Origin of the sequence: Stenotrophomonas sp. C3(2023) (assembly GCF_032911385.1) — a bacterium.
In the GTDB taxonomy this organism is placed as follows: domain Bacteria; phylum Pseudomonadota; class Gammaproteobacteria; order Xanthomonadales; family Xanthomonadaceae; genus Stenotrophomonas.
On sequence record NZ_JAWJLO010000001.1, the window covers coordinates 1,617,582 to 1,636,165 of the forward strand.

At 66.3% G+C, this 18,584-nt stretch carries 9 protein-coding genes and 2 tRNA genes; 6 read left to right on the forward strand and 5 right to left on the reverse strand.

Annotated elements, in window-relative coordinates; all coding sequences use genetic code 11:
• Nucleotides 1-46: 46 nt before the first annotated feature.
• The 4 genes from RZA67_RS07035 to RZA67_RS07050 all read left to right on the forward strand — a co-directional run bounded on the left by RZA67_RS07035 (nt 47) and on the right by RZA67_RS07050 (nt 11,116).
• Nucleotides 47-8,407: a hemagglutinin repeat-containing protein gene (locus RZA67_RS07035; protein ID WP_317211985.1), complete on the forward strand. Its 8,361-nt coding sequence runs from the start codon at nt 47-49 to the stop codon at nt 8,405-8,407.
• Between the two features lie 539 nt (nt 8,408-8,946).
• Complete coding sequence (locus RZA67_RS07040) at nt 8,947-9,450, forward strand: hemagglutinin repeat-containing protein (RefSeq protein WP_317211986.1); 504 nt, start codon at nt 8,947-8,949, stop codon at nt 9,448-9,450.
• A 46-nt stretch (nt 9,451-9,496) separates the two neighbouring features.
• A protein-coding gene (locus RZA67_RS07045) for an IS3 family transposase (protein ID WP_317211987.1) occupies nt 9,497-10,629 on the forward strand; the annotation gives its coding sequence in 2 pieces (ribosomal slippage) (nt 9,497-9,752 and nt 9,752-10,629; 1,134 coding nt in all).
• Between the two features lie 91 nt (nt 10,630-10,720).
• Nucleotides 10,721-11,116 (forward strand): hypothetical protein, encoded by a 396-nt coding sequence (locus RZA67_RS07050; protein ID WP_317211988.1) that lies wholly within the window; start codon nt 10,721-10,723, stop codon nt 11,114-11,116.
• Between the two features lie 381 nt (nt 11,117-11,497).
• On the opposite strand, the gene RZA67_RS07055 is transcribed toward RZA67_RS07050, so the two are convergent.
• The 5 genes from RZA67_RS07055 to RZA67_RS07075 all read right to left on the reverse strand — a co-directional run bounded on the left by RZA67_RS07055 (nt 11,498) and on the right by RZA67_RS07075 (nt 14,790).
• Nucleotides 11,498-11,574, reverse strand: a tRNA-Pro gene (locus RZA67_RS07055).
• Between the two features lie 140 nt (nt 11,575-11,714).
• Nucleotides 11,715-11,791, reverse strand: a tRNA-Pro gene (locus tag RZA67_RS07060).
• A gap of 61 nt (nt 11,792-11,852) precedes the next feature.
• The gene (gene cydX, locus RZA67_RS07065) at nt 11,853-11,969 is read right to left on the reverse strand and encodes a cytochrome bd-I oxidase subunit CydX (protein WP_317211989.1); all 117 of its coding nucleotides are present in this window, start codon (nt 11,967-11,969) and stop codon (nt 11,853-11,855) included.
• A 61-nt stretch (nt 11,970-12,030) separates the two neighbouring features.
• Complete coding sequence (cydB, locus tag RZA67_RS07070) at nt 12,031-13,185, reverse strand: cytochrome d ubiquinol oxidase subunit II (RefSeq protein WP_317211990.1); 1,155 nt, start codon at nt 13,183-13,185, stop codon at nt 12,031-12,033.
• Between the two features lie 15 nt (nt 13,186-13,200).
• On the reverse strand, nt 13,201-14,790 hold the full coding sequence (locus RZA67_RS07075) for a cytochrome ubiquinol oxidase subunit I (protein ID WP_317211991.1): 1,590 nt from the start codon (nt 14,788-14,790) through the stop codon (nt 13,201-13,203).
• A gap of 227 nt (nt 14,791-15,017) precedes the next feature.
• Between RZA67_RS07075 and cydD the strand changes: the two genes are divergently transcribed.
• Both cydD and cydC read left to right on the forward strand, forming a co-directional pair.
• Nucleotides 15,018-16,742, forward strand: a complete 1,725-nt coding sequence (gene cydD / locus RZA67_RS07080) for a thiol reductant ABC exporter subunit CydD (protein WP_317211992.1) — start codon at nt 15,018-15,020, stop codon at nt 16,740-16,742.
• Nucleotides 16,739-18,448 (forward strand): thiol reductant ABC exporter subunit CydC, encoded by a 1,710-nt coding sequence (cydC, locus tag RZA67_RS07085; protein ID WP_317211993.1) that lies wholly within the window; start codon nt 16,739-16,741, stop codon nt 18,446-18,448. The genes cydD and cydC overlap by 4 nt, the downstream gene beginning before the upstream one ends.
• The last annotated feature ends 136 nt before the right edge of the window (nt 18,449-18,584 follow it).

Consider the following 18,584-nt stretch of genomic DNA (forward strand, 5'->3'; position numbering starts at 1 on the left):
TGGCGCCACTGCGCCGCGCCGATCACCTGCATATCAAGGAGTTGTCATGAACAAGCATCTTTACCGGCTCGTCTTCAACCACGCACTCAAGCTCTGGCAGGTGGCAGCGGAGATCACCCCGCGCCCCGCAGGTGCCGGTGGCGGGGCGGACGGGCAGCGCACCGCCGCCCTGCGGCCGATGGCATTCGCGCTGTGGCTGATGCTGGGCTGGGTCGGCATGAGCGGCATGGCGGCAGCGCAGGTGGTGGCTGATCCCAGCGCGCCGGGCAACCAGCGCCCGACCGTGCTGGACGCGGCCAACGGCACACCGCTGGTCAACATCCAGACTCCGAGTGCCGCGGGCGTCTCACGCAATACCTACCAGCGCTTCGACGTCGACGCACAGGGTGTGATCCTCAACAACGCGCGAACCAACACCCAGTCGCAGCTGGGCGGCTGGGTGCAGGGCAACCCGTGGTTGGCCACCGGCACCGCGCGGGTGATCCTCAACGAGGTCAACGGTGCCAATCCCAGCCAGCTGCGTGGCTATGTCGAAGTGGCCGGTGACCGTGCGCAGGTGGTGATCGCCAATCCGGCAGGTATTGATTGCGATGGCTGTGGCTTCATCAACGCCAACCGCATCACCCTGACCACCGGCACGCCACTGTTCACTGGTGGTGCGCTGGAAGGCTACCGCGTGCAAAGCGGGGCGATCCGCATCTTTGGTGCCGGCATGGATGCCAGCCGGATCGACTACACGGACCTGATCGCGCGTTCGGTCGAGCTCAATGCGGGTCTGTGGGCGCAGCAGCTGCAGTTCACTACCGGCAGCAACACAGTCAGTGCCGACCAGAGCCGCGTGCAGGCGCAGGATGCCGTTGGCGCCGCGCCACAGTACGCGCTGGATGTGGCTCAGCTGGGTGGCATGTATGCCAACAAGATTCTGCTGATGGGCACCGAACATGGTGTGGGCGTGCGCAACGCCGGTACGCTCGGCGCGCAGACCGGCGAACTGGTGGTGACCGTTGACGGCCGGCTGGAGAACAGCGGCAAGCTGCAGGCCCGTGATGACACCCGCATTGCCGCCACCGGCGGCGTGCGCAATGAAGGGCTGATCAGCGCCGGGCGTGAACTGAACCTGCGCACCGGCCAGGACCTGGACAACCAGGGCGGGCAGCTCAATGCCACCCGGCTGGACCTGGAAGCAGCAGCGCTGCGCAACCGCGAAGGCAGCATCGAACAGGCCGGCGTGCAGGCGCTGGCGGTGGAAAGTGCCAGCCTGCGCAACCGCGACAAGGGCAGCATCGGTGCCTTGGCCCAGCAGGACGGCGGCACCCCGACCACACCGGGTACCGGTGAAGGCGGCGGCAACAGCGGTGGCGGTGACGGTAGCAGTGGTGGCAACAACGGCGGGGGTGAAAGCGGTGGTGGCACGCAGCCGCCGCTGACCGCGCCGCTGGCCGACGGCCGGGTGGTGATTGCCGGGCTGCTCGACAACGACGGCGGCGCGCTGCTGGCCGGTGGCGAGATCGACGTGCGCACAGCTGCGCTGGACAACGACGGTGGCCGCATCGGCGTGCGTGACCTTGCGGTCGACGGGGGCGTGCTCTCCAACCAGTCCGGTGAGCTCACCACTCAGGGCACTCTGCGGGTGCAGGGGCAGGCGCTGCACAACGACCGTGGCGTGTTGAATGTGGCCGGTGCGCTGGACCTGCGTACCGCCGAACTGTCCAACCGCGCGGGGCAGATCGCCCACAGCGGCAGCGCGGCGACCCACGTCCAGGTGCAGGGCACACTGGACAACACCGAAGGCAGCATTGCCAGCAACGCCGCATCGCTGGCGTTGGACAGCGCGGTGCTGGTCAACACCGATGGCAGTCTGGTGCATGCGGGCACCGATGGACTGCAGATCACCACCACCACGCTGGACGGCCAGCGCGGTGCAATCGCCACGGCGGGTGCGCTGGGTCTGCGTGCCGGCCAGGTGGATCACCGCCAGGCAGAGCTGCAGGCCGCTACCCTGGATGTCCAGGTGGATGCGCTCGACAACCGTGATGGCCAACTGCTGGCCACCGGCAGCAGCGGCAACCGCATCGTCGCCACCACCCAGCTGGACAACCGTGGCGGCACGCTGGCCAGCAACGCCGATCTGGCCATTGCTACAGCGCGTCTGGACAATCGCGGCGGTGAGGTGCAGCAGGCTGGCAGCGGTCAGCTGCAGATCGATGCAGACACCCTGGCGGGCAGCAACGGCAAGCTGCTGAGCAATGGTCGCCTGCAGCTGCGCGGTGAGTCGATCGACGTTTCCGACGGCATCACGTCGGCACAGCAGATGCAGATCGAGGCCGGGCAACTGGCCAATCGTGGCGGTGAGCTGGTCGCCACCGGCAACGATGCACTGGCGCTGCAGGTGCGTGGCGCACTGGACAACGACGGTGGCCAGATCATCGGCAACGGCGCGTTGGCGGTGCAGGCGGGCAGTCTCTCCAACCGTGAGGGGCGTGTGCTGGCAGCAGGTGCTGCAGCGTCCACCGTGCAGGTCAGCGGCCTGCTCGACAACCAGCGCGGCACCGTGGCCGGTGCCGGTGACCTCGCCGCGGCGGCCGCGCAGCTGGACAACCGTGGTGGCACGCTGCAGGCCGCTGGGCAGCGTGCGCTGCAGCTGAGTGTGGACGGCCTGCTGGACAACCGCGAGGGCGGGCTGGTCGCTGCCGGTGGCACCCAGCAGGTGCGCGCCGGCAGCGTGGACAACCGTGGCGGTACGCTCAATGCCGGTGACACCCTTGAGCTCGAGGTCGCCCAGACGCTGGACAACAGCGCTGGCACGGTCGCCGCCAACAACACCGTGAGCGTGCAGGCCGGCAGTATCGCCAACCGTGATGGCGGCACGCTGGCGTCGGTGCACGGCGATGTGGCGCTGACCAGCGACGATGCCATCGACAACAGCGCCGGTGTGATCCAGGCCGAGCGCGCGCTGTCGTTGCGTGGCCAGCGGCTGCTCAACAGCGCTGGCACGCTGGCGGCGGGGGCGGTGCAGATCGACACCGGCGAAGGCAATGTGGACAACAGCGACGGCATCATTGCGGCCACCGACGGTACGCTGGTGCTTGCCAGTGGCGCGCTGGACAACCGCGGCGGCCTGCTGCAGTCCAGTGCGGCGATGTCCATCGACACCCATGGCCAGCGCCTGGACAACAGCAACGGCGGCAGCACCGGCGGCATCATCAGCGGCGGTGGCCTGAGCCTGCGTGCAGGCGAGTTGGACAACCGCGCGGGTGTGGTGCAAGCACAGGCTGCGCTGGACGCGCGGCTGGCCAGCTTGAACAACCGCGACGCCGGCCAGTTCGGCAGTGGCGATGCGCTGCTGCTGCAGGCGCAGCGCGTGGACAACAGCGGTGGCCGGATGCAGGCCGCACAGGATCTGCAGTTGGTGCTGGAACAGGAGCTGCTTAACCAGGGCGGGCTTGTGGTGGCTGGCGGCGCGCTGTCCGTTGCGGCAGCGCGCATCGACAACCGTGACACCCGTGCCGAGGGCACCGCACTGGGTCTGCAGGGCAACAGCGTGACGCTGAGCGGAGCGGAGCTGGACAACCGCAGTGGCATGATCGCTGCCGATCAGCAGATTGCCGTGCAGATCGCCGGTACGCTGGCCAATCAGCAGGGCATGCTGTCCTCCGCTGATGCGCTGGACATCCAGGCGGGCCAGGTCAGCAATACCGATGGCACCCTGCTGTCCGGCGGTGACCAGACCCTGCGTGCCGCCACGCTGGATGGCACCGGTCAGGTGCTCTCGCAGGGCGACCTGGTGCTGGCGTTGCAGCAGGCGCACCACAATGACGGTCAGATCATCGCCAATGGCAAGGCCAGCGTGTCCAGCGCGGGCGGCTGGACCAATGCCGGTAAGCTGCAGGCCGGCGACCTGGAGCTGCACGCCGCGCAGATCGACAATCTTGCCAGTGGCGAGATCAGTGGCATCCGCACCCAGCTACGCGCCGATGGCCTGGTTGCCAACCGCGGCCTGATCGACGGCGTGGACACCCGTATCGACGCCGCCGAGCTGCATAATCTCGGCACTGGCCGGATCTATGGCGATCATCTGTCGATCGGCGCCGGTACGGTGCTCAATGGCGAGGAGAGTGTGGATGGGGTTATCCATGCCGCCACCCTGGCCGCTCGCCAGCGTCTGGACATCGGTGCCGGTACGCTGATCAACCGCGAGCAGGCCCTGATCTTCAGCGCCGGTGGAGGCGATGACGCGCTCAACATCGGCGGTGCGCTCGATGCGCAGGGGCAGGCAGTGGGGCGTGCCGGGCAGGTACTCAACGCCAGTGCGACCATCGAATCGCTCGGTGGCCTGACCCTGGATGCCGCCCATCTGCTCAACGGCAACGCACATTTCGCCACCACCGAGGTGATGGTGCTCGGCCCGACCGGCAAGATGTATATCCAGCCCAAGGGAACCCCGGGCATGCACGATGCCAGCGAGTTCACCTGGGGCAGCTGGAGTCGTGCCGGCCGCTACTGGTGGAACAATGGCAGCGGTGATGTCAAAGCCTGGACCCAGTACGAAGTAACCCGTACCGAGTACGAAACCCAGGTAGCCTCCAGCGCACCGGGCCGGATCATTTCCGGCGGCAACATGACCCTGCGCGGCGATGAGCTGATCAACGACAAGAGCCAGATCCTGGCCGGCGGCGCACTGCTGGGTGACCTTGGCAACCTGCACAACGTCGAAGCCTTCGGCCAGTACCGCGTGCATGAGGAAGGCACCAGTCAGTACACCTACAGCCGCTGGCGCGGTGGCTTCAGGCGTTACCACGAGCGCAAATGGGATGGAAAGATCGCCTACCGTCCTGCCGACGAGGTCTACACCATCAACCTCGGCGTGACCCGCACCGCCGCGCATACCCGTGACGGTGGCAGCGGCTTCCAGGTGGACGGCCGCAGTGGCGGCACGGTGGAGGGCCAGGTTGCCGGTGCGACCGATGCCGGCGCACTCGGCGGCCAGCGCCAGGTGACCGAGGTCAGCGCTACCGTGGCCTCGTTGGCCGGGCCGGGCAGCAGCGCCGGCAACGACGCCGAACAGGCCGGCGGCAACCAGCCGACGGTAGTGCGCACCTTCGGCGTGAACGCCGAACTGCCGGGCAGCAGCCTGTTCCAGAACGGGCCGGGCGCTGGACAGTATCTGGTGGAAACCGATCCGCGCTTTGCCGACTACCGCAGCTGGCTGGGGTCGGATTATCTGCTGCAGAAGCTCGGCATGGACCCGGCCAACACACAGAAGCGGCTGGGCGACGGCTTCTACGAGCAGACGCTGGTACGCGACCAGATCGCCCAGCTGACCGGTCGTCGCTTCCTCGATGGCTATGCCGACGACGAAGCGCAGTACCGCGCGCTGCTGGACAATGCTGCCACCATTGCCGACGCATGGGGGCTGCGCCCGGGCGTGGCGCTGACCCCGGCGCAGATGGCCCAGCTCACCAGTGACATCGTCTGGCTGGTCGAGCAGCCGGTGACCCTGGCCGATGGCAGCACCAGCACGGCACTGGTGCCGCAGGTCTATGTGCGGGTCCGCCCGGGTGATATCGACGGCACGGGTACCCTGCTGGCCGGCCGCTCGGTGGAACTGAACCTGCGCGGTGATCTGGTCAACAGCGGCACCATCGCCGGGCGCACGGCGGTGAAGATCGACGCGCAGAACCTGCGCAACCTGGATGGCCGGATCAATGGCGATACGGTCAGCGTCAACGCGCGCACCGATCTGGACAACCTGGGCGGCCTGATCGATGCACGCAGCGTGCTGGTGGCCAGCGCCGGGCGTGATCTCAACCTGATTACGACCACCCGCAGCGGGCACAACAGCGCTGGCCTGAGTGATTTCAGCCGCACCAATATCGACCGTGTTGCCGGTCTGTTCGTCAGTGAGCAGGGCGCCACCCTGCTGGCCAAGGCCGGGCGTGACCTGCATGCCCAGGGCGCGCAGATCATCAACAGCGGGACCGATGGCCAGACCCTGCTGGCAGCGGGCCGCGACCTGTCGCTGGGCACGGTGACCGAAGCGCGCCAGGAGAACAATGTCCGCAACAACGAGAACTATCTGCGCCAGGGCTATACGCGCGAGGTTGGTACGTTGATCGATGCCGCCGGCGCGGTGCAGCTGCAGGCCGGGAATGATGTGGCGCTGCGTGCGGCACAGGTCCACAGCAGCGACGGTGCGATCTCGGTGGTGGCCGAAAACGATGTCGACATCAGCAGCGGGCAGATGCAGACCAACTGGGACGAAGGCCGCAAGCACACCCATCGCGGCATGCTGAAGTCCACGACCACCACCACCCGCGACAGCCTGGAACAGACCCAGGCCATCGCCAGCACGCTCAGTGGCCATCAGGTTGCAGTGCGTGGCAACAACATCACGGTCACCGGCAGCAACGTGGTCTCCGATGCCGGCACCGTGCTGCTGGCGGACAACGACCTCACCGTACAGGCGGCCACCAACACGCAGAGCGAAAGCCATTACCAGCGCAAGGACGAGAGCGGCTTCCTGTACAACGGCGGGGTCGCGTTCACGGTGGGCTCGCAGATGCAGAGCCGCGACGCCAAGGACGTGAGCACCAGCGCCGCAGCGTCGACCATCGGCTCCACCGACGGCAATGTGGTGCTGGTGGCCGGCAATGATTACCGCCAGGTCGGCAGCCATGTGCTCGCGCCCGAGGGCGACGTGGACATCCACGCACGCCGGGTGGAGATCGTGGAAGCGCGCGAGACCGGTGTGGCGACCCAGGAAGACAAGTTCCGTCAGGCCGGCCTGACCGTTGCCTTGACCGCGCCGGTGATCTCGGCGATCCAGAGTGCCGAGCAGATGAAGCGCGCGTCCAGCCAGACCGACGACAGCCGGGTCAAGGCACTGGCGGCTGCCACCACGGTGCTCAACACCGCAGCGGCGGTGGGCGCGGTGCAGGCCGACCCCGGCGCTGCGGGTGGTATCAACATCTCGATCACCGTGGGCGGTGCACGCAGTGACAGCAGGACCACCAGCACGCACGACACGGCCGCCGGCTCCAGCGTCACCGCTGGCGGTGATGTGCGCATCAGCGCCACCGGCGCGGGTGCCGATTCAAACCTGACCGTGGTGGGCAGCGACATCAATGCCGGCAACAACGCCTATCTGCGCGCCGACGGCGATATCGCGCTGCTGGCCGCGCAGAACATCCAGGACACGCAGCGCAACAGCAGTGCTGCCAGCGGTGGCGTCGGTGTGGCGATCAGCATCGGCTCCGGCGGTATGGCAGCAGGCATCACTGCCAATGCCAGCGGCGCGCGTGGCAAGGGCGAGGGTACCGACGTGAGCTGGACCAACAGCCATGTCAACGCAGGCAACACGCTGGTGCTTGAATCCGGGGGTGACACCACGCTGCGCGGTGCGGTGGCCAGTGGCCGCCAGGTGATCGCCGAGGTCGGTGGTGATCTGAACATCGAGAGCCTGCAGGACACCTCCACCTTCCACAGCAAGGACACCAGTGCCGGTGGCAGTGTGACGGTGGGCGTTGGTTTCTCCGGCAGCGCCAGTTTTGCCAATACCAAGGTGGACGGCGACTTCGCCAGCGTGGTCGAGCAGAGTGGCTTGAAGGCCGGCGAAGACGGCTTCCAGGTACACGTGGGCGGCAACACCGATCTGGTCGGCGGCGTGATCGCCTCGAGCCAGCAGGCCATCGCCGATGGCCGCAACCAGCTGGTCACCAGCACGCTGAGCGTGCGTGATCTGGAGAACCGCAGCGACTACAAGGCCAGCAGCCTGAGTCTGTCCGGCGGCTTCAGCAATAGCGGCAGTGGTGGGCCTTCCGGTGCCGGCAACAGTGCGCTGGGCAACGACGGCACCCCGGGCGCGGGTGGCGCGGCCGGGCAGGGCAGCAGCTGGGCGTGGCAGAACCATGGCAACGACGCCAGCCTGGCCGCGCCCGGCTACGCCAGTGACAAGGGCAGCGATGCCAGCACCACGCGCAGTGGCATCAGCGAAGGTGCACTGACCGTCACCGATGTCAACGCGCAGGTGGCCAGCACCGGCAAGAATGTCGAGCAGACGCTGGCCGGGCTGGAGCGTGGTGTGCTCAGCAGTGACGATGCCAATGGGCTGGTACGCACCTGGGATCCGGTGGCGCTGGCGGCGAAGGTGCAGGCTGAAGCACAGATCACGGCGGCCGCCTCCCAGCAGGCGCACGCTGCGGTTGGCAGCTATGTGGCCAGCCGCTCGGCCAGCATCAAGGAGCGCTGGGACCAGGCCACGCCGGAAGAACGCGTGGCACTGCAGGCCGAGGCCGATGACCTGCGCACGCAGGAGAAGATGCTCAACATCCTGATCGGTGCGGTGACCGGCTCAGCCACCAGTGCGATCTCCAAGGAAGCACTGGCGCTGGCGACCTGGCCCCTGTAGAGTTTGAACGGCGCTATGCGCAAAGCGGCTCATGAGTGTCTACGGAAGTCTGGCCGGTCCAGTCAGGCCCGATCAGAATGATGTGATATGGCCATGCTTTGTCCATTCGCGATTCGGGCGCTGATGTTGGGAATTCGTGTGTCCACACTGCTGTTCTCTGTGTCGGTGCTGTGTGGCTGCACTACTGGCAACTGGAACATTTGTGGTCCTCAGACGCCAAGGGCCTATTGCGATAAGGAGGCTTATCAAAAGCTCTTTCATCCAACGCCTTTAAGGGACGAATGGCAGCATTCCTCCCGCTCACAAGCCGAACACCAACAGGACTGGATTTCGTGTGGCGGTGCGAGCAATGGTAGCTACAGCGACCCCTCAGGAAGCACGGGAGCAGAGACGGTAAGGCTGTCTCGTGAGAAGCACCATCAAATTCAGCGCTGCATGATGAGCAAGGGATACCAGTACACCGGTACCTGCGAAGGCGATATCCCTGGTCGCTTCCCTGCCTGTCAAGCTAAATCAAACTGATCTGAGGCGTCCATGATTTGTGCATTCGTGAGCATGGCGCCGCCGGCTCCAGCGTCACCGCTGGCGGTGATGTGCGCATCAGCGCTACCGGTGCCGGTGCGGACTCCAACCTGACCGTGGTGGGCAGCGACATCAATGCCGGCAACAATGCCTATCTGCGCGCCGACGGCGATATCGCGCTGCTGGCCGCGCAGGACATCCAGGACACGCAGCGCAACAGCAGTGCTGCCAGTGGCGGCGTCGGTGTGGCGATCAGCATCGGCTCCGGTGGCGCCAGCGCGGGCATCACCGCAATGCCTACCTGCGGGCTGACGGTGATATCGCGCTGCTGGCCGCATCGGTTGATCGAGTTCTTCGCTGGCCCGCACGATTACATCGGCGGGCAGTCAGTTGCGCTCTATGATGATCAGGGAAATGCCGTGCGCAATCGTTCGCCTGCTCTGCAGAATGTTCACAACAGCTGGAGCGTTGTGGCAATTCCCGCGGCCGCTCCATTCGCCATGGTGACCTGCCCCCGCTGAGCCGTACCACACGATGCTGTAAAGTCCGTCAACCACGAGGACGGACATGAAGAAGAGTCGTTTCACCACCGAGCAGATCATCGGGTTCATCAAACAAGCCGACGCCGGAATGGCGGTGTCCGAACTGGCCCGGCAGAATGGCTTCAGCCCCGCCAGCTTCTATGCTTGGCGGGCCAAGTACGGTGGCATGGAAGCCGAAGATGCCAAGCGCCTGAAAGAACTGGAGTCCGAGAACGGTCGGCTCAAGCGTTTGCTGGCCGAGGCGCACCTGGACATCGAAGCGCTCAAAGTCGGCTTCGGCGTAAAACGCTAGCCCCGCAACGCAAGCGCGAGGCAATCCGGCGCATGTGCGAGCTGACGTCAATCAGCGAGCGCCGGGCTTGCCGCCTTGCGGGGCTGTCACGCGACGCATTCCGCCACGAACCGGTGCCGACACTGGACACGCAGCGGCTCTCGGCGCGGCTGTTCGAACTGGCGCAGGTACGTCGTAGGTTCGGCTATCGCCGTCTGCACGATCTGCTCAATACAGAGTTTCCGAACGTGAACCACAAGCGGATTTACCGTCTTTACCGCGAGGCGAAGCTGGGCGTGCGCCGGCGGCGCAAAGCCAAGCGCGTGGTCGGCGAACGCCAGAAGCTGGTGGCAGCGGCAATGCCCAATGACACCTGGAGCATGGACTTCGTTTTCGATGCTTTGGCCAATGGCCGCCGTATCAAAACGTTGACCGTTGTCGACGACTTCACCTGGGAGAGTGTAGATATCGCGGTGGATCATGGCATCAGCGGCGAGTACGTCACGCGACTGCTTGATCAGGCCGCCTGCTTCCGTGGCTACCCCCGTGCCGTACGGACGGACAATGGCCCCGAGTTCACCAGCCGTGCCTTCCTCGCTTGGGCGCAGCGGCAGGGGATCGAACACATCCTGATCGAACCGGGCTGTCCGACGCAGAACGGCTACATCGAAAGCTTCAACGGCAAGTTCCGCGATGAGTGCCTCAACGAGCATTGGTTCACCTCGCTGGCCCAGGCCCGCGACGTGATCGCCGACTGGCGACGCGACTACAACGAAGTCCGCCCGCATAGCAGTTGCGGACGCATACCCCCTTCACAGTTCGCAGCCAACCACCGCACACAGCAAGCCAACAACGCAGTAACCTTCAACCCCGGGCTTTATCAGTAACGACTGGTACGGCCAGCGGGGGCAGGTCAATGGCAAAAGGCCTCCCGCCAGGCGCCTGGCAGGCCATCACCAAGTTCATCGAGGCTGCCCCATGAAGACCCACCTTGCCAGAATCGCACTGTTGTTGATGCCGATCGGATTGACGGGCTGCTTGATCGGCAATGGACGTATCTGTGGCCCGCAAACGCCGATGGCCTACTGCGATAAAGAGACCTATCAAAAGCTCGTTCATCCGACTCCTCTGAGAGACAAATGGCAGCATCCCTCGCGTTCGCAGGCCGAGCAGCAACGAGATTGGATTGCCTGCGGCGGAATGGACAATGGTGGCTATGCCGGCGTGTCAGGAAGCACGGGGGCAGAGACGGCGAGGCTGTCTGGCGAGAAGTTCGATCAAATCCAGCGCTGCATGATGAGCAAGCGCTACCAGTACAACGGTACATGCGAAGGTGCTATCCCCAGTCGCTATCCCGCCTGTCAGGGGAGATAAGGGATCGTGCAAGCAGTGCGCACGTGCTGCGGCGTCGGGGACTGTGTCGGGGATGCTGGCTGCCGCGCGGTGTTTGTAGCGCCAGGCTCTGCCCGGCGAGCGCGCAGCGCGGCCGTTTGCATTGAGCGGGCGGGGTAGGTGACGACCGTTGGTCGTCACGCTCCAGCGGCGCAGCCGTGCGGTGCTGCTGGGTGCGGCGGCAACAGCGTGACGACCAACGGTCGTCACCTACCGGCGCGCGGTGTTTGTAGCGCCGGTCTCTGCCCGGCGAGCGCGCAGCGCGGCCGTTCGCTCATTGATCGGGGAGCGGTCCGCTGTCCGCAGGCACAAAAAAACCCGGAGGACAGTGACGTCTTCCAGGCTTCTTGGTGACCACCAGAGTGGTCGGGGAGACAGGATTCGAACCTGCGACCTCTACGTCCCGAACGTAGCGCTCTACCAGACTGAGCTACACCCCGAAGGGAGCCGCCTATTCTAGCCACTTCCCCCGATGGCGGCAAGGGGGAGAGCCGTACTGCGATGCCGATGGGCCGGCATCTCTCCTGACGGGGACAAAAAAACCTGGACGACTTCTCCAGGCTTTCTGTGACCACCGAAGTGGTCGGGGAGACAGGATTCGAACCTGCGACCTCTACGTCCCGAACGTAGCGCTCTACCAGACTGAGCTACACCCCGAAGGAGCCGCCTAAGATACCGTGTGAAGGCCAAGGCGGCAACTGTTTTTTACGCATTTACATCATGGGTCGATGCCGTTCCTGTGTGCGGCGGCCTCGCGGGCTTCGAACCACATGCCGTTGAGGATGGCCACGGCCGATGCCAGGCCGGTGCCGAGAATCCAGGCGAAATACCACATGGTCGATCTCCTTGTATCAGCTGTTCTGCGCCCTGCCGGCCGGGGCCGACAGGGCAGGGGGTCAGTACGCGTTGGGGTTGTCGCCCATCTCTTCGACGGTGGTCTTGCCCTTGAGCACGCGGTACACCCACGTGGTGTAGGCGATGATGATCGGCAGGAAGATCGCCGTGGCCAGCAGCATTATGCCCAGGGTGAGATGGCTGGAGGATGCGTCCCAGACGGTCAGGCTGGCCGAGGGCTGGCTGGACGAAGGCAGGAAGAACGGGAAGATCGCAAAGCCGACGGTCAGGATGATGCCGGCAATGGAGGCGCCCGAAGCCAGGAAGGCCAGCCCACCGCGACGGGCGCGCAGCAGGACTGCCGCGGCCAGTGCACCGACCAGACCGGCAATGGGTGCCAGCGCGGTCAGCGGCATGCTGCTGTAGTTGCGCAGCCAGCCACCGGCGACCGTTCCCAGTTCGGCGGTCTTGAGCAGTGGGTTGCTCGGGCCGTCGGTCACCACCTGGGAGGTGATCTGGTAGCCGGGCAGGCCGAAGGCCACCCACAGGCCGGCCAGGCCGAACAGCAGGAAGCTGGCCACCGCTGCCACGCTGCCGTAGCGCGCAGCCCGCTCGGCCACCGGGCCGTCGGTCTTGAGCACCAGCATCGATGCGCCGTGGGCCACCAGCATGGCCACGCTGATCAGGCCGGCCACCAGTGCGAACGGGTTGAGCAGGCCGAAGAACGAGCCCGTGTAGAAGATGCGCATGCTGTCATCGAAGTGATACGGCACGCCCAGCAGCACATTGCCGACTGCGACGCCGGCAATCAGGCCCGGCAGCAGACCGCCGACGAACAGTACACGGTCCCAGTTGTCGCGCCAGCGCTGGCTCGGCATCTTGCTGCGGTACTTGAAGCCGACCGGGCGCAGGATGAGTCCGAACAGCATCGCAAACACCGCGAGGTAGAAACCCGAGAAGCTCACCGCGTACAGCGGCGGCCAGGCGGCGAAGATCGCGCCGCCGCCGAGCACCAGCCACACCTGGTTGCCCTCCCACACCGGGCCGACGGTGTTGATCACCAGCCGGCGTTCTTCATCGTTGCGTGCGACGAACGGCAGCAGGGTGCCCACGCCGAGGTCGAAGCCGTCCATCACGGCCCAGCCCACCAGCAGGATGCCCAGCAGCAGCCACCAGATCACGCGCAGGGTGGTGTAATCAAGTCCAAGGAATTCCATTGTCGTTCTCCTTGCTCAGGCCTGGCTGGACGCGGGTGCGGTGGCACCAGGGTCGAGTGGCTTCGGCGGTGATTGCAGCGTCGGCAGGATGTCATCCGGGCCCTTGCGGATGGCCTTGAGCATCAGCTTGATCTCGATGATCAGCAGCACGGTGTACAGGCCCACGAAGACTGCCAGTGTGGTCAGGATTTCATGCAGGGCCAGGCCCGAAGCTGCATAGAAGGTTGGCAGCACGCCGTCCACGGCCCACGGCTGGCGACCATACTCGGCCACGAACCAGCCGCACTCGATGGCAATCCACGGCGCCGGCAGCGTCCACACGGCCAGCCTGAGGAACCAGCGCTTGTCCTGGAAGTTGTGGCGGCAGGAGAAGTAGAAGGCCAGCGCGAAGAAGGCGATCAGGTAGAAGCCCAGCGCGGCCATGATGCGGAAGGTCCAGAACAGCGGTGCTACACGGGGCACGGTGTCCAGGGCGGCCTTGGCGATCTCCTCCTGGGTGGCGTTGCCGATGTCCTCGCGGTAGCGCTTGAGCAGCAGGCCATGGCCGAGGTCCTGCCAGTGGCGGTCGAACATCTGGCGTGCTTCCACGTCGTTCTTGTCGGCGCGCACGCGCTGCAGCGCGCCGTAGGCGATCTGGCCGCCGCGGATGCGGTGCTCTGCACGTTCAACCAGTTCCAGGATGCCGGGGATCGGCTGGTTGGTCGAGCGGGTGGCGATCAGGCCCATCAGGTACGGGATCTTGATTGCGTAGTCGTTGGTGTGGGTCTGCTGGTTGGGAATGCCGAAGGCGGTGAAGTCGGCCGGCGCACGCTCGGTCTCCCACATGGCTTCGATGGCGGCCAGCTTCATCTTCTGGTGTTCGCTGGCGGCGTAACCGCTTTCGTCACCGAGCACCACCACCGACAGCGAGGACAGCAGGCCGAAGGCTGCAGCCACCGCGAACGAGCGGCGGGCCATGTCGCGATGCTTGTTGCGCAGCAGATAGAAGGCGCTGATGGCCATCACGAACACCGCACCGGTCACGTAGCCGGCACTGACGGTGTGCACGAACTTGGCCTGGGCCACCGGGTTGAGCAGCACGGCGGCGAAATCCACCACTTCCATGCGCATGGTTTCCGGGTTGAACACCGCACCCACCGGGTACTGCATCCAGCCGTTGGCGATCAGGATCCACACCGCCGACAGGTTGGTGCCCAGCGCCATCAGCCAGGTCACCGTGAGGTGCTTGACCGGGGTGAGGCGGTTCCAGCCAAAGAAGAACAGGCCGATGAAGGTGGCTTCCAGGAAGAAGGCCATCAGGCCCTCGATGGCCAGCGGCGCACCGAAGATATCGCCGACGTAGTGGCTGTAGTAGGACCAGTTCATGCCGAACTGGAACTCCATCACCAGGCCGGTTGCTACACCGATGGCGAAGTTGATGCCGAACAGGGCGCCCCAGAACAGGGTCATCTGGCGCCAGACCTGCTTGCGGGTCATCACGTACACGCTCTCCATGATGGCCACCATGAAGGACAGGCCAAGGGTGAGGGGTACAAACAGGAAATGGTACATCGCGGTCAGGGCGAATTGCAGCCGTGACAGTTCTACAACTGTCGAATCGATCATGGCCTGGCTACCTCGTTGGGTGGTGCACTGGTGGCGGAGAGGGGGTCTGGGTTCAGATGATGTGACGAACATCTGAAGAAAGCCTTGATCCAGATCAAAGTATGAACATGTGATGTAGTCCACCGTAGCCACACGCCGTGACAGGTGCGACCGTCGGCCGCAGTCGTGCCCACGGCCACCCGTACAATGCGGACCGTACCCCGTATTCCTTCGCCCGCCGAGTTGCAGTGAGCCAGCCAGACCCTTCCTACCTGCACGAAGCCGCACAGCGAAAGGCCCGCCAGGCCTGGCTGGACGAGCTGCCGTCGACCGCCCGGGCGCGCCAGCGGCTGGCCGCCCTGGCGACCTGTGCCTCCGGTGCGCTGATGATCGTGCAGGCCGGGTGTATCGCCTGGCTGGTGCAGCACGTGCTTGTCGAAAAGCAGCCGCTGGCTGAGAGCACGACCGCGCTGGTCACGCTGGGCGCCGTGCTGCTGCTGCGCGCAGGGCTGTCCAGTCTGGTGCAGGCAGCGGCCGGGGAGGTGGCCGACGCGGCCAAGCTGGCGCTGCGCGGGCGCGTGTACCGGCAGTTGCTGGCGCGCGGCCCGCTGTGGCTGCGCCAGCAGCGCAGCGGCGAACTGGGCGAGCTGATGCTCAGCCACGCCGAGGCCATCGAGAACTACTACAGCGGCTTCCAGCCAGTGCGGGTGGAGGTGGTGGTGGTACCTCTGCTGATGGCCGCCGCGGTGGCCTGGGTGGACTGGGTGGTGGCGGTGATCCTGGTGCTGACCGCGCCGCTGGTGCCGTTTTTCATGATGCTGGTGGGCTGGGGTGCCGAGGCGGCCGGGCGCGCGCAGCTGGGTGAGCTGGCGCGCATGAGCGGCCATTTTGCTGACCGCATCAAGGGGCTGGGTCTGTTGCGCCTCTATGGCCGCGGCCAGGCCGAGCTTGATGGTGTGGCGCAGGCGGCTGAAGGCGTGCGCGTGCGCACGATGAAGGTGCTGCGCATTGCCTTTCTCTCCTCCACCGTGCTGGAGTTCTTCGCTTCGGTCAGCGTGGCCATGGTGGCCTTGTACCTGGGGCTGAGCTATCTGGGGCTGATGTCCTTGCACAGCACAGTGCCGACCTTGGGCGCGGGTCTGTTCTGCCTGCTGCTGGCGCCGGAGTTCTACGCGCCCCTGCGGCGGCTGGCGGCGCATTACCACGACCGCGCCAACGCTCTGGCCGCCGCCGCCGAAGTCGAGCGGCTCCTCGGTGGCCTTCCTGGCGTGGCAGATGTCCCGGCCACTGCGCCTGCCGCCGTAGCCGAGCCGCTGCAGTTGCATGCGCCGCCGGTGCAGGTGCGAGGACTGGCCCTGCGACCGCTGGGCGCGCACCATGATGTGCTGCGCGACCTTTCTTTCCAGATCCAGTCGCGCCAGCGCATCGCGCTGGTCGGCCCCAGCGGCAGCGGCAAGAGCACGCTGCTCGAGGCGCTGGCCGGCTGGCTGCCGCCGCGCGAAGGCGAGATCGTGCTGCAGGCGGGTCAGGACGCAGGCTATGCCGGGCAGCGGCCCTACCTGTTCCACGGCACCATCGCCGACAACCTGCGCCTGGCCGATCCCACCGCCAGCGACGCAACGCTGCGGGCGGCGGCAGAGACGGCCCAGGTCATGCGTTTTGCTGCGCAGCTGCCGCAGGGGCTGGATACGGTGATCGGCGAGCGGGGGTTTGGCCTGTCCGGCGGCGAGGCGCGGCGCATCGGCCTGGCGCGGCTGCTGCTGCGCAATCCTTCAATCCTGCTGCTGGACGAGCCGACCGCATTTCTTGATGCGCAGACCGAAGCGGCACTGCTGCGTGCGCTGGCGGTGCATGCACGCGGCAGAACGCTGCTGGTGGCCACCCACAGTCCTGCAGTGATGGCCTGGGCGGACCGTTGCCTGCATCTTCCCGACGGCCGCATGCAGGACATCCGTCCGGAGAGCTGCGTATGAACAGGCCGCCATCCTCGCGTGCCAAGCCCGCTGATACCCTCAAGGCGGTGTTCGCCCGACATCGCCCGCGGCTGGTGCTGGCGGTCGTGCTGCTGTGGACCACGATGCTGGCCGGTACCGCCCTGCTCGGACTCTCCGGCGGCTTCCTCACTGCTGCGGCGCTGGCCGGTGCGGCCGGTATCGGTAACGGCTTCAACTTTTTCACACCGTCGGCCGGCATCCGCGGCCTGACCATGGCGCGCATCGTTTCGCGCTATTTCGAGAAACTGGTGGGGCACGATGTGACCCTGCGCATCGCCCGTGACGCACGCGTGTGGTTCTTCCGTCGCGCCTTGCCGCTGGCCCCGGCACGGCTTGGCTCGCAGCGCACCGGCGAACTGCTGGCGCGCCTGCTGGGCGACATCGGCGAGCTCGATGGCCTGTGGGTGCGTGCGCTGGGGCCTTTGCTGGCCCTGCTGGCGATGACGGTGGTGGCGATCGGCGCAGCAGCGCTTATCCTGCCGACGGCTGCACTGCTGCTGGCCGCGCTTGCCCTGCTGATCGGTGTGGGCGTGCCGTGGCTGGGCGTGCACGGCCGCCAGGCCGAGGAAACCGACCGAGCCGCACACCGTGCCGCCCTGCGTAACCTGTCCTTCGAAGGCATCGAGGGCGCTGCCGATCTTGCTTCGCTGCAGGCCACCGACCATTGGCGCGGTGGCGTGGAGATCGCAGCGCGGCAGCTGCGTGCACGTGATCGTCGACGCCGCTGGCGGCTGGTGTCGGCTACGGCCCTGCATGGCGGCTGCACCGGAGCTGGCGTGCTGGCCATGCTGGTGCTGGCGCTGCACGCCCACGAGCAGGCCCGTATCGATGCACCGATGGCCGCGGCCCTGGTGTTCCTTACGGTGGCCCTGGTTGAACTCTGGGCCGGGCTCGGACTGGCGTGGCAGTCGCTGCAGTCCGGTCACATCGCCACCGCGCGGCTGCAGGCGATCGTCGAGCAGGCACCGGCGACGCAGGACCCGCCGCAGCCGCACCCACTGCCCGGCGGTGTGCAGGCGCTGTGCTGGCACGATGTGCGCTTTGCCTGGAACGAGGGCGGGCGCGCGGTGCTCGACGGACTGCAGCTGACCCTGGCGCCCGGCGAACGCATCGCCATCACCGGTGACAGCGGCTGTGGCAAGACCACCTTGTCCAGCCTTGCGCTGCGGCTGTGGGATCCGCTGCAGGGCGCTGTCAGCTGGGGCGGGGTGGATCTGCGCGCGCTGGCGCAGGATGACTGGCATCGCCAACTGGCATGGCTGCCACAGAACGCGCCGGTGTTTGCCGGCAGCGTGGCTGACAACCTGCGTCTGGGTGACCCGCAGGCCACCGACGCCGACCTGTGGGCGATGCTCGAACGCGTGCGCCTTGGTGAGTGGGCGCGCGCCGTGGGTGGCCTGCAGGGGTGGGTGGGCGAAAATGGCGCCACCTTGTCCGCCGGACAGGCGCGCAGGCTGGCGCTTGCCCGCGCCCTGCTGCGCGGCGCACCGCTGCTGGTGCTGGACGAACCGACCGAAGGGTTGGATGTGGACACTGCGCACGCGCTGCTCAATGACCTGCCCGGTCTGCTCGACGGGCGCAGCCTGCTGATGATCACCCACGACGCTCTGCCCACCGGCGTGGTGGACCGTGTCTACCGGCTGCAGCAGGGCCGCCTGCAGGACATCACGGCGCAAGCAGGCTGACAGCGCCATCGCGTCCGGCGGTCAGTGCCTGACAGTCTGCTGGGGCAATCCGACAGCGACAGCCAGTCGTCCCTGATGGCGCATGCAACTACGTCTGCGAGCATGGAATCGTGACATCGGGTGCTGCATCTGCATC